The sequence below is a fragment of the Mucilaginibacter sp. P5_A6 genome (genome assembly GCF_056400585.1).
Genome location: NZ_JBFUKZ010000018.1, coordinates 21,259 through 33,828, shown reverse-complemented (window position 1 = coordinate 33,828; position 12,570 = coordinate 21,259). Strand labels below are relative to the sequence as shown.

Below are 12,570 nucleotides of genomic sequence, written 5' to 3'. Positions count from 1 at the left end.
GCGGAATGCCTGGACATTGACCAGGGGTTAAATCACAAATTCTCATTTTGGATTTGCTTTAAATATTTTGTTTTTTGGCTAAACTTCAGTTCCGAAATAAGGGTCGCAGCAAAAATCAGGCTCCCACCCATAAACAATCGCCAGGTAAGATGCTCACCTAAAATGAAACATGCGGCGACTGCACCAAACACCGGTTCAAAAAGGTAAATAATAGCAACTCTTTCGGCACTCAGGTAGCGTTGGGAGAGATTGGAAATCGTATACATGTAAGCTGTGGAGAATAGTGCACAAAAAACTACGCCTATCCAAAAGTAATTGCCTTCGGGCAGCCAGTTTACGCTGTTGTCTGTAAAGGCAAGACACAAGGTGATTATTGAACATGCTGCAAACATAGGGACGATGACGTACGCGATATCCTGTAATTTGGCATGCTTTTCTACTTTAATCAGATAAATAGCAAAGCCAAATGCGCCGGCAATTGTGTACAAATCGCCAATGCTAACCGAAAAATTATCATTTATGGAGATAATTGATAAACCCGTTAAAGCAATGGCTGCAGCCACCCAGATTTTTGCAGGTGCAACAGTCTTGTAAAACATCACTTTTAACAGCGGTATAATAATCACGCACATGCCTGCAACGAAAGAGCATTGTGAAGCAGAACTATGCCTGATACCCAACGTTTGTAAGTGAATTCCGAAGCAAAGGGGAGCGGCTAAACTTACCCCTGTTTTAACAGAATGCCAGGTTATCATCTTTAAATACCCCGGGAATATGACCGACAGAACCGCTGTTGCTGCTAAAAAGCGATAGAATAAAAAGGTAGACGAGGAAGCATGGCCGATAGCCAATTTGGTGACTGAAAATGATATGCCCCAAAAAGCGGTTCCTAATATCAATAGCATAAGAAAAACGTTCTTTTTATCCATCTCTCAATCGTTTTTTAAAACCTTTTTCATCATGATATCAATTTGTTCATCCATACCTAACATGAAAATATGCTTGTCAAACTCTGTAAACCCGTTTTTCTTATAGAAACTAATCGCCCTTATATTTTTTTCCCATACGCCAAGCCATACATAATTGGCACTTGCCTGCTCGGCAATCTGAATAGCCTTATTGTATAACAGTTGACCAACCTGCTTTCCGTGAAATGCCTGCGATACATATATTCGCTCAATCTCCAACGCATCGTTATCTTTAATATCAGTTTGCGCCTGCCCAACGTTTAGCTTTAAATAACCAATAACCTCACCATCCAACACTGCAAAATAAAACTGCGATAATTTATTGCTCAGCTCAGTAGCCAGTTTATCTATAGAAAAACCATCTTCAATATATTTTGCCATGTTTTCCTCGGTATTAACTGCCGAAAAAGCCTCAGTAAAGGTTTGCCTGCTTATTTTTTGAAGTTGTGCTACGTCGTTCAGGTTTACGTGATCAATCTTTAAGTTCTCCATAGCACAAATTTACGATGTTGTTAAATGCGATAAAATGCTATTTTGTCATTCATTAATGCATATATTGCATTAATGGACTTGCAACAGATCAAATATTTTTTAGCGTTAGCACAGGAACTTCATTTTTGGAATACAGCCGGAAAGATGAACATTACTCAATCCGCCCTCAGTCGGCATATTCAGTCATTAGAGCGTGAGTTAGGAGTTCAATTATTCGAGCGTAATAAGCGCAATGTCAAACTGACCCCGGCAGGCAAATTTTTGATGGAAAAGTGGGAAGTGGAATTGAATGAACTTGAATTTATTCATCAATTTGCCCGCCAGATGCATTTAGGGGAAAGTGGCACGATAAGAATTGCTCATCCGGATTCAATCTCAGGCTCTCTGATGCCGGATATTATTGCCCGTATTTCCAATACATTTCCTAAACTGCAAATTGAATTGGTGCAGCTGCGATATGAAAACCAGCAAGAATTTCTCACCAATTATAAGATAGATTTGGCTATTACAAGGGACATTAATAACGCCCAGGAAATAAGATCGGAAAAAATTTACAGCGATCACCTGTCAATTGTAGTTCCGGAAAATCACTTTTACCATACTATAGATGATGTTTCTAAAGAGACCCTTGCTCAACAAAAATTTATACTTCCGATAAAAGATGAGGGCAGCAGTTATAGTGATATCATTCAGCAAATGTTCAGGTCTTTTGATATCGTCCCCGACGTTTACCTACATTCAGAATTCGGATCGACGATCATTGCATTGGTTCGGAAAGGGCTTGGGATAGCCATATTGCCAGATTCTTACATGTATCATGACAGTCCGGGATTACGATTCATCAGGCTTCCTTTTAAAACTGATCTGTACATCAACTGGAGAGCAGATGACCATAATCCGGTACTTTCCAATGTGTTAAAATTGGTATTACAGTAAGTACGCTTTCTCAACCACTGTAATCCGAACCACAATAAGATTAGGATATTACTTGCCATCCAATAGCAAGCCCTGGTACATTACAAGTCTGGGGTTGGTGCGATGAAAACACCTACCAGAGGTAAATGACATACATGTACCACCCTTTGTTGTTTTGAGGATTTTTATTTTACGATGATCTGGTTAGAAAACATTGATATCGTTTCGGTACTACCGCGGTGGGCTGTAACCTGGAGCGTTGTTGTGCCGCTTCCCTTTGCGGTAAACGTCCAGATATCCTTACCAAAATCGCCTATATTATTTGTGCCATTTTGGTGCGTATGGCTCTGTAATGTTAATATCGAAGTTTTGTACTGAGGGTTGTTAAACTGGTAGCCGCCATCGCCGGGATTACCCAAGGTTAAAGAAATGGTTTGGCCCATAGTAACCGACGCCGTGCTGCCTGCATCGGCTGCGGTTAATTGCTTAACGGTATTATCTCCGGTGTTTTTATCTTTATGACAACTCATTATGACCAGGCAAGCTATGATACATGTACAGCTGTAAATTAACTTCATGATAAGTTTAGTTTGTTGGTTTATTAATAACCGCTATATATCATATAACGTAGGTACATTGCTAAACGCTACAATTATATTAAAAATTAACATCCGGCTCTAAAATGCTAACTACGCGGTAGGTGCCTTACCGAACTTTTTCTTAAACGAATGAGAGAAGTGGGAGAGGCTTTCAAAGCCCAGGTCGAGGTAGATAGCAGATGGACGCTTGTTTTTTGTTTCAATGAGATGGCGGGCTTCCGTCAGTCTTTTTTCCTGGAGCCAGTGGCGGGGCGCCATGCCGAATGTTTTTTGGAAGTCGCGCTTAAACCCAGCGAGGCTTCTCCCGGTGAGTTGCGCGAATTTTTCAACAGGGAGGTTGAAATGAAAATTGCTGAGCATGAATTTTTCCAGGTCGATCTTATAAGGCTCCGAAAAGTCGAATAGAAAGTTCCTGAGCTCTGGCATGATATGCAGCAGTAATTTCACACCCTCATTTACTTTCAAAATGCCCATGTCAGCCGTCAGTTTTTCTGCTGAATTCCGTACATAGGGTATTATCGATTGAAAATAGCCTTGCAGAAAATCGTTTGCGGGGATAAGAATGTTGGGCGGGCCGGTGTATTTATGCTGTATATCTATTTGCTCGTCAATCGCTATCTTTCTGAGCAGGTCTTCCTGCAGCGAAATCACAATGGTTTCATAATCCTCATCGGGCAGCGGGGTCTTGGTGATTTGCCCCAGCTGATTTTTGCCGATCAGCAGCATTTCGCCCCGTTTCATCGAAATTTTTTGCCCGGAAGTTTCCAAGGTAAACTGCCCGGAAACCTGTAATACCAGGCTATTGTGCGACATAAAGCCCACTCTATTCTTTTGCCTGGTAGAGAGGTAGGAATAAAAGATGACGCCTGGTATTATTTCGGTTGGATTTGTCACTATGTAAAGATATAAAATAGGCGGGGCTTATGTACAGCCCCACCCCGTTATCGTTGCAGGTATGTACCGCCAAGTATAGCGCCAGGCGAAAATTGCGTGTTAAGGGTATTCATCTCATTGGGAGTAAATTCAATCTCCATAGCTTTTATGTTCTCAGGTAGGCGCGACCTGCGGCTCATGCTTACCAATGGCATAATATGATTGTCCTGTGCGTTCACCCAGGCTATTGCCAATTGAGCAGGAGTGGCCCCTTTTTCCTTTGCCATTGCCTTCAATACCTCTACTTTCTCCAGGTTTTTCACAAGGTTGTCGCCCTGGAAACGTGAGAAGTGGTTGTGGTAAGCATCGGCTGCAAGGGGGGCTTTCATTTCGCCGGTAAGCAAGCCTTCGGCAGTATTGGCAAAGGCTACTACACCAATGCCCAGTTCTTTCGCGACAGGCAGCAGGTCGGTTTCTATCTGCCGATCTGCCAATGAATAGCCTATTTCCAATGCGGTTACGGGGTGCACGCTATTGGCCTTGCGCAGCTGATCGGCAGTTATTTCAGAAACGCCGAGGTAACGCACCTTTCCCTCTGTGATCATGTCGGCTACGGTGCCTATCACATCTTCTACCGGAACGCTGTTATCAAGCCTGCAGGGCTGATAAAGGTCGATAGTGTCTATACCCAAACGCACCAGCGAATAGTTGATGAAGTTTTTGATGGCAATGGGGCGCAGATCCAACCCGATCCATTGGCGGTTGTAAAAAATAGCGCCAAATTTTACACTGATGAACGCGTCATCTCTTCGGCCTTTGATGGCTTTGCCTATCAGCAGCTCGTTATGGCCGCTGCCGTAAAAATCGCCGGTGTTCAGGAAATTAATACCACTATCTAATGCCGACTGAATGGTAGCAATGCTTTCATTTTCGTCATTAACCGGGCCTCCCCAAACCGACGACATGCGCATGCAGCCTAAGCCGAGTTTAGAAACGAGTGGGCCATTTTTGCCGAGGTTTATTTTTGTTATGTTTTTCATAGCTGATATTTATGTATTAACAACACAAAGATCAGCTTTATATTAAATGGCCGATGTCTTTTACGGCTCAATTTACTTGTCTGTATGGCTCAATCCTCTGCGTAGCTATGTTATTAGCTTTAGCCTGAACATGGCATCCTAAGCCGGGTTGATTGTTTTAGTTGGGCGGCAGCTTATGAGGATAAAAGCCTTCAGTAAACGCCATTATAAAAACTCTTTTTTAAACGTAACTGCATAATAGCATGCATCAACAGTTGAATGCCGATATAAAAAAAGCCAAACATCCACCAATGACCCATCCGCACCGTGTTGTGCGAAAATAAATTAGCAATCAAATTCGCTATGAAAAATAATGGGACTGCACATAAAAACCAATAAACAATTCTCATAAAATACAGCGATGGTATGTTTTTGGGTAAAGAGAATTTTATGCCGTTGATGAATAATAATTCCAGCCAATGCCCGCCAAAAACGATGAGAAAGACAACCAACCAGATCATTTCAAACAGGGCAAGTTTACTTTTGCCATCGGATGGAAATACATGTAACCAGTTTAAAATGATGGCAATTATAGTTGTGGTAAGAATAGTGCGGATAGCTGTTTGAATAAATGATTCCGTATTTTTCTCGGGATTTTTCATCTGTTAAGCTTGCTGTTGGTTTGTATCGGCTTGATAAATCTGTTAACGCAATTTAAGCTCTTTATGCTTCTTCAGTCTACTAAAAATAGACAAAAGTTCAAAAAAATATAAAACCTGTATACATAGGCATTTTACTATATCCTCAATCAAGACAACCACTTGATTGCGCATGAAATCGAATATATTTGAGTGAATTTAAGGAATACGGAAAACTGAACAGGAAGTGCCGTGGTGAAAATATCCACCACGGGCTAAAAATCCGCAATGCCTGCTATTTAGATTGTTACAATAACTAAGCGCTATGTTTTATACCTTGTACCCATAAATCTGTTTCCTTATGTTGTTTAAGATCAAGGTACTTTGTACCGCTGTAGTATTATCGCTGTGCTCGCTGGGTTCATTTGCGCAGCAAATAAATTATCCTCCTGCCGACAAGGTCGCTGCCGATTTTAAAAAGCTGCTGGAAAGGCCGCGTGTTCCGCTAAATCCCTCTTTTGAGGTAACAAAAACAGATTCGGTTATTGTAGAGCATGGTTTTGTTTACAGCGAAAAAAACGAACGGGTGCCTATGCTTATTTACAAACCTGTTACGGGAACCAGGCCATACCCGGCGGTTATTTTTTTACATGGCACGGGCGGCCGAAAAGAGGATAACAAAAAAATATTGTACCAGCTTGCTAAACGTGGGATTATGGGCGTGGCAATTGACGCCCGCTTTCATGGTGAACGTATTGCCGGAGGCGCACATGGTTCAACAGAGTATGTGGCAGCGGCCACCGCGGCATGGGAAAATAAGGACAAAGCCCACCAAACCCATCCGTTTTTGTTTGATACCGCTTTTGATTTGTGGCGGGTAACGGATTACCTGGTGAGCAGGCCGGATGTAGATGCAAAGCGTATTGGAATGGGCGGTATATCCATGGGTGGTATCGAAACATGGCTTGCGGCATCGGCAGATAAGCGGATAAAGGTGATTGTACTGGATATTTCGGTACAGAGTTTTAAATGGTCGTTAGATAATGATAAATGGCAGGCCCGGGCAGGCACTATTCAGTCGGCGCATTTACAGGCTGCCAGAGAACTTGGCGACACTGTTTTAAATAAACGCAACGTAAAAGCAGTTTGGGATAAATTACTGCCCGGTATTACCGGCGAATTTGACTGTCCATCCATGCTTCGGCTGATGGCCCCGCGTGCGCTACTGGTTGTTGGCACCGAAAATGACCCGAATTGTCCTTTGCCCGGCGCAGACATTGCCTATGCATCGGCCATGCAGGCCTACACATCCCAAAACGCGACCAATAAAATTAACCGTGATGTAACACCGAAGCTTTCCCATACCTCGACACCAGAACATTTTAAAATGACACTGGATTGGTTTAGCAGGTGGTTGTAGGTTTGTGACTTAACGGGTATGGCTTTAGGGCGATGTTGCATCAAAGTCCAGCAATCCATTTTTTACTGCATATACGTGCTGTTGATCCGTCAGGTAAATGACGATGTCTTCATATTTAAGCTGATAAAAATTGCCTGGTAAATTATTATCGCGCGCCAGGCGTTTCATGAATAACGTAAACTTGGTGTCCACCCAGCCGTATGCGGTAAGAAACCTATAAGAATGAGTCTTGCCCTTAAATACATATTGTAATTTATAACCACCGGTTACTTTTTGTTCGGAAATCCTTGCTGGATTAAATGCACCACGGGTAATCTCCGCAAAGTGATTTAAAATGCTGGTGTAAGGAGTATGCGGGTCCATCGACGCCGTATGCAGAGGATAAACCACATGCGGAAAATCGGATATTAATTTATTCATCGAATACCAGTCGTCTGCTCTGGCATCGTCAATCGCTTTTTCTATTTCCGCTTCCGAAAGGTGGGCAAAAAGACCAATCTTTTTCCATTCAGTTATCGTGCTATCAATTTTGCCAGATGTAAGTGTATTATCGTAGCTATCCATGCTCACAAACATGTATGTCATACACGGCTCTTTCATAAATATTTCGACCTGATCTGCGCGTAACGCTATAATGGGCAGGTATTGTAAACCGGAACCTGCGGAGCTGCCCCGGCTAAACATCACTTCGTGCAGCCGCAGCGGCGATTGTTGATCAGTCAAAACCTTATTGAAAATGCGGAAAAAAAATTTGGCAAAAATATCGGTTGGTGGCACTTCACGTTGCTTGGTTCCGTAATCGAACGTTGAACTTGTATATTTGTAAATACGCCCGTTGCAGGTTAAACTCACCTTGAATTTAGTTTCTGGGAAGCCTTCGGTAGATGAAGATGAATCATGGGTGGTTATGTAACTGAAATTGGTAAAATTAAGCTCTGGTATAATTGAGGCTATGTCGCGATGGAGTTGCACCAGCCAGAGATGTGGATCGTCAGGGTACTTTTTAAGGTCAATAGTCCGACTTAGGTTACAATAATCGTTTAACTGATCTGCGTATTCTATTTTGCCTTTCCTGATGTCGTTCTGCAACTGGGTAAAGGATGAATCGCTAAGGATATCCTTTTTATGCAGCTGCTCTACAACCGGCAGCAACTTGTTTGGTGTCAGCCACGCCAGCCGCGAACTCATCTCTGCTAAGGTACCAACCATTTGTACATCTATTACATAACTGCTACTATCAATATCTTTTAATGTGCGCGTGTAAACCCTGTTGGTAAGTAAGCCTGCTTTCCTGATCTTATCCAGTAAAAGGCGCAAAGCGTTGTTAACGCTGTCCTGGCGATTTTTATTAGTATGATTCTCACTATAAGAAACAAACACGCTGCCTGTATGCTCTTTTATGTGAAAAATTCTTTGAAGCATAATGCCATACACGCCTCTTAGAATGGCAGTGCGGTACGAGGCCTGGCCTTTATACCTTGCGATTTGCTTTTTCAACACCGGCCGCTCTTTGGCCGTTATAACCCGGTATTTAACAAGGCTGTCAATAGCTGCGGCTGGCGACTGCCCCCAAGCCCGGTTAAATAAGCAGCAAAAAATGATAAGGGTGATAAGGCAACGTTTCATAACAGCTATGAAGATAAACATTATCGCGTGATTTATTAATGAATATATCGCGTTGCAATTAAATTTTGGATAGCAAAGTCCGGAATGTCATCGGTTTTACTTACATAAAACCCGCTGTCCGAAGCCTCCGACTCGGACTACTATCCCAGTGGTTTGTAACTACAGTGATCACTTCATATATATCCCAAAATACCATTTGTTGATGATCTCGTTTTCTAAAAAGGCCTTAATAGCTGGCGCATCAGTCAGAATGTTGTGCTTTTAAAAATGACCTTGCCGCTTCAAGTTCGGGTCTGTTTGAGCCGGGTGCATCAGCAATGGCCACCAGCTTCTTATAATAAGAATTTGCCTTTTTAAAATCGTGTAGCTTTTCGGCAGATAACCCTGCCCCATAGAGACCGTTAAAACGGTTGGTGTGTCGTTCCAAATCCGCTTCGTAGGCTACTAAAGCTTTCGCGGGTTTGTTCATTTGCAGCAGCATATCTCCAAGTAATTCCCTGGCTGGAATTACTTCGCCCGGGGTAACCGGATGTTTTTGAGTATTATCTTCCATGTCGGCAGCCATAATCATAGTCTTTAACGCTTCAGCATTTTTTCCTTCTTTAAACAGTATCCACGCTTCGGCGGTATTAATCTGAATTTTTACCTGGTTAGCTTTATATGCATCATTTTGCTTATTTAAGGTATCGTAGATAACATGCAGTTTCTTTAACTCTTTATTAGCTGAGTCTGCTTTACCGGTATGCACAAAACCAAGAAGCCGGGTAAAATTGGTAATAGCCCTTTGCCACGGAAATTTTTGCCATGGAAAGTTTACCGGGTGTACTTTTAAGACGGCTGCATCTTCCCACAGTTTGTTTTCGAGCACATAACGGGCCGGAATAGCTGCAAAAGCATAGGCATCTTTAAAGTTTACGGGGTATACCACACTAATAGTTTTAAGATAGTCGCATTGTTCTTTTGCATGTTTATTTTCTCCTTTTTGTAAATAAGCATAAACAAGATAATCCATACCGTGAAGTTCTTCATCCCAGGTGCCCTGAATGCCGGCACTTGCTGCATAGCATTTAGCATTGGAAACTGAAACAAGATTTGATTTTATGCATTCGGCCCACATACCGAGCCTTGTGAAAATGTGCGAAGGCATGTGCTGGGCATGCGCCGAAGATGGGGCGATAGCAGCATATTTTCGTGCTGCAGGAAGTGCTAACAGCGCAAGTTCGGGATAATCGTAAGTATGGATAATATAATGTATTATTCCCGGATGATTTGGCTCCCCGGGGTATAAGGATGTTAAAATAGCTCCGGCCTTTTTTTGATTGCTGAAAGATTTGTCGGCGGGGTTTGCCGCGGCGTCAAGTGCCAAAGCATAAAATATTGCCGCTTCCTTATCGGTCGGATTATTACGATATATTTTTTCCATGCTTTTTTCAAAACGGACACTTCGCGTATAATGATCTGCTTTATCCCAATCTTTATAAAACGATGCCATGGCTTCAATATACCCGGATTCTCTTTTTGATTTTTGTTTGATGGATTGTGCAATGGCAATTGCCTTTGCGCCTTTTCTTAGTTCGACTTCGGCTGGTGGCGACCAAAGTGGGTGGTTATTGCACATTGCCACACCCCAATAGGCCATGGCACAGTTGGGCTCCTCGTCAATAACCTTTGCAAACGCCTTTTCGGCTTCGTCATATTCAAATGAGTGGAGTAGGGCAATGGCCAGGTTAAAGTCTTGTTTTACCTGCCCTGTACAGGAGGTTTCAAAATCTACACTACCCAATTTCCTGTTGGGAGTGCCACATAAAATAATTTCTCCCCGCTTAAGATTGATCTCTTTTATGGCGTTAGTTGATGGAGCATTGTTTTTCCTGTTACAGGATGAGAGTATAAAAAATAACAGGCTAAGAAACGCGAAGAGTGCTATGTGCAATAAATTTTTCATAGCTGCCGGATTATAATTTTAACGACTGATGATAGCGCTGATAGTTAAAATAACCGCACTACTAATTTACAAATTTTGATATCCTAAAGTATAACACTGAAAAGGGAAAATAGTTAGCTTATAATCGATGTGTTCACCGCACCATTTGTTGATGATCTCGTGTTCTAACCTGGGGGCTGGTGCGGAGAAAACGGCGACCAGTGACAAAATGAGTCATTGTTTTTGATTGCCTTTGTTCGGCGGATCAGTTGTTTGATCTGTTGTAACGGTTTGCTTCAATTATACACCCGTTTTGCGTTTAAACAGGATCTATTTAAATAAAAAATAAACGGCAACATCGTATTTTTATTTAATTTAATTCCCTTTTTTATTAAATAATTAAGTAACTTTATTATTACCAAGTTATTACCGAATTATTACCAAACCTGTAACCAGAAAGGAGTTCATTATGGGATGTGTTAGAAATATTCTGTGTACTAAAAGCAAATCTCCAATTTTTGTAAGCCCCGACATTACTGTTTTTGAAGCGCTGGAGTTAATGTATGAAAAAAACATCGGCGCTATTTTAGTGGTGGAAGAAGGGGAATTCGTGGGCATCTTCACCGAAAGAGATTACGCCCGTAAGGTAATCCTGAAAGGGAGAGCTTCCAAAGAAATCCCGGTACGGGAAATCATGACAGAAAATCCGCCTATAGTATCCTCTTCTAATACTATAGAAGACTGCATGAGGTTAATGACCGATAAATTTATAAGGCATTTGCCGGTAATAGATAATGGTAAATTAATGGGTATTGTTTCTATTGGCGACGTAGTGAAATACATCATCGAAGAACAAAAATTCATTATCGAAAACATGGAGCATTACATTAGAGGCGAAGTGTAATTATTTATAATTCTCCGCGCTAAAATTCAGGGAAATTCCCATTCAAGGACAAGAGCAGTTTATTGAGGTTGTTTTATAATATTAATTATGAATGCATCAAACCCATCCAGTGTACCGTTTTGGCCATTTATAGTTTACGGTGCTTTTGTTTTAGTCTTAATGATCCTTATTATTTCACTCTCTTATTTTTTGGGACAACGTCATACAGATAGGGCCACCGGTCAGCCTTATGAATCGGGCATCTTAGAAACCGGGTCGGCAAGGCTGCGGTTTTCAGCCCAGTTTTACCTGGTCGCCATGATATTTGTCATTTTTGATATCGAAGTTGTTTTTATTGTTTTATGGGCCCTGGCATTTAAAGAATTAGGATGGCCGGGCTACTTAAGCATTTGCATTTTTATTGGGTTGCTGTTTGCTGTACTAATTTATGAGTGGAGCATTGGAGCATTGGATTTTGGTCCCGACGGAAAGAAAATCCTGAAAGCCTATCAAAAACTAAACCTAAAGAAACCTATAATATGAAATGGTGGCTCAGTAACCCGGTTGAACCGGTAAATGCCTTAAAAGGAACAGGTTCTTTTGAAGAGTCTGTTGGGCAAAGTGTTATGCTTACCACAGTTCAGGATTTGCTTGCATGGGGTCGAAAAAACTCTATGTGGCCTTTTCATTTTGGCCTTTCGTGCTGTTTTGTAGAAATGGCTACCAGTTTAACCAGTAAATATGATGTTGCACGCTTTGGAGCAGAAGTAATTAGGGGAACTCCACGTGAAGCTGATGTAATGGTTATAGCGGGGACTGTTTTTGTGAAAATGGCCCCTATCATTAAACGTTTGCATGAGCAAATGATGGAGCCTAAGTGGGTCATCTCCATGGGGTCATGCGCCAATTCAGGCGGTATGTATGATATTTACAGCGTTGTACAGGGAGTAGATAAGTTTTTACCTGTAGATGTATACGTACCCGGATGCCCGCCCCGCCCTGATGCTTTTATGCAGGGATTGATGTTGTTGGCTGCCTCCGTAGGAAAAGAACAAAGGCCCTTAAGCTGGGCTATTGGCCCCCAGGGAGTTATAAAGCCCGAACAATTATCAATGAAAGAGGAAAAAAGGGAAGAACGTAAAAAAATGATCAATTTCCGTTCTCCCGATGAGATTTAAACCAGACTTACACATGTATTAGTATTTAATATAAC

At 41.9% G+C, this 12,570-nt stretch carries 13 protein-coding genes; 5 read left to right on the top strand and 8 right to left on the bottom strand.

Annotated elements, in window-relative coordinates; genetic code table 11:
• Positions 1-32 precede the first annotated feature (32 nt).
• Positions 33-929, bottom strand: a complete 897-nt coding sequence (locus tag AC1DO4_RS18210) for a DMT family transporter (protein WP_477418368.1) — start codon at positions 927-929, stop codon at positions 33-35.
• A gap of 3 nt (positions 930-932) precedes the next feature.
• The gene (locus AC1DO4_RS18205; protein ID WP_477418366.1) at positions 933-1,460 is read right to left on the bottom strand and encodes a GNAT family N-acetyltransferase; all 528 of its coding nucleotides are present in this window, start codon (positions 1,458-1,460) and stop codon (positions 933-935) included.
• 72 nt (positions 1,461-1,532) lie between these two features.
• Between AC1DO4_RS18205 and AC1DO4_RS18200 the strand changes: the two genes are divergently transcribed.
• Positions 1,533-2,396 carry a LysR family transcriptional regulator gene (locus AC1DO4_RS18200; protein ID WP_477418364.1) on the top strand — a complete coding sequence of 288 codons (864 nt, stop codon included), beginning with the start codon at positions 1,533-1,535 and terminating at the stop codon, positions 2,394-2,396.
• A 164-nt stretch (positions 2,397-2,560) separates the two neighbouring features.
• Here AC1DO4_RS18200 and AC1DO4_RS18195 read toward each other — a convergent pair whose 3' ends face one another.
• The 4 genes from AC1DO4_RS18195 to AC1DO4_RS18180 all read right to left on the bottom strand — a co-directional run bounded on the left by AC1DO4_RS18195 (position 2,561) and on the right by AC1DO4_RS18180 (position 5,528).
• Positions 2,561-2,905, bottom strand: a complete 345-nt coding sequence (locus AC1DO4_RS18195) for a protease inhibitor I42 family protein (RefSeq protein ID WP_477418362.1) — start codon at positions 2,903-2,905, stop codon at positions 2,561-2,563.
• Positions 2,906-3,064: 159 nt separating this feature from the next.
• The gene (locus tag AC1DO4_RS18190) at positions 3,065-3,787 is read right to left on the bottom strand and encodes a helix-turn-helix domain-containing protein (protein ID WP_477418360.1); all 723 of its coding nucleotides are present in this window, start codon (positions 3,785-3,787) and stop codon (positions 3,065-3,067) included.
• A gap of 128 nt (positions 3,788-3,915) precedes the next feature.
• The gene (locus AC1DO4_RS18185; protein ID WP_477418358.1) at positions 3,916-4,887 is read right to left on the bottom strand and encodes an aldo/keto reductase; all 972 of its coding nucleotides are present in this window, start codon (positions 4,885-4,887) and stop codon (positions 3,916-3,918) included.
• Between the two features lie 191 nt (positions 4,888-5,078).
• Positions 5,079-5,528: a hypothetical protein gene (locus AC1DO4_RS18180; RefSeq protein WP_477418356.1), complete on the bottom strand. Its 450-nt coding sequence runs from the start codon at positions 5,526-5,528 to the stop codon at positions 5,079-5,081.
• Between the two features lie 337 nt (positions 5,529-5,865).
• Here AC1DO4_RS18180 and AC1DO4_RS18175 point away from each other — a divergent pair, with 337 nt between their 5' ends.
• Complete coding sequence (locus AC1DO4_RS18175) at positions 5,866-6,924, top strand: acetylxylan esterase (protein ID WP_477418354.1); 1,059 nt, start codon at positions 5,866-5,868, stop codon at positions 6,922-6,924.
• A gap of 24 nt (positions 6,925-6,948) precedes the next feature.
• Here the strand turns inward: AC1DO4_RS18175 and AC1DO4_RS18170 are convergent, their stop codons facing one another.
• On the bottom strand, positions 6,949-8,550 hold the full coding sequence (locus tag AC1DO4_RS18170) for a hypothetical protein (RefSeq protein WP_477418352.1): 1,602 nt from the start codon (positions 8,548-8,550) through the stop codon (positions 6,949-6,951).
• 241 nt (positions 8,551-8,791) lie between these two features.
• Positions 8,792-10,495 (bottom strand): tetratricopeptide repeat protein, encoded by a 1,704-nt coding sequence (locus tag AC1DO4_RS18165; protein WP_477418350.1) that lies wholly within the window; start codon positions 10,493-10,495, stop codon positions 8,792-8,794.
• Positions 10,496-10,943: 448 nt separating this feature from the next.
• Between AC1DO4_RS18165 and AC1DO4_RS18160 the strand changes: the two genes are divergently transcribed.
• The 3 genes from AC1DO4_RS18160 to nuoB all read left to right on the top strand — a co-directional run bounded on the left by AC1DO4_RS18160 (position 10,944) and on the right by nuoB (position 12,535).
• Positions 10,944-11,378 (top strand): CBS domain-containing protein, encoded by a 435-nt coding sequence (locus AC1DO4_RS18160; RefSeq protein WP_477418348.1) that lies wholly within the window; start codon positions 10,944-10,946, stop codon positions 11,376-11,378.
• An 87-nt stretch (positions 11,379-11,465) separates the two neighbouring features.
• On the top strand, positions 11,466-11,900 hold the full coding sequence (locus AC1DO4_RS18155) for an NADH-quinone oxidoreductase subunit A (RefSeq protein ID WP_477418346.1): 435 nt from the start codon (positions 11,466-11,468) through the stop codon (positions 11,898-11,900).
• Positions 11,897-12,535, top strand: a complete 639-nt coding sequence (gene nuoB, locus AC1DO4_RS18150) for an NADH-quinone oxidoreductase subunit NuoB (protein ID WP_477401902.1) — start codon at positions 11,897-11,899, stop codon at positions 12,533-12,535. Before AC1DO4_RS18155 ends, nuoB begins: the two co-directional genes overlap by 4 nt.
• Positions 12,536-12,570: the final 35 nt, after the last annotated feature.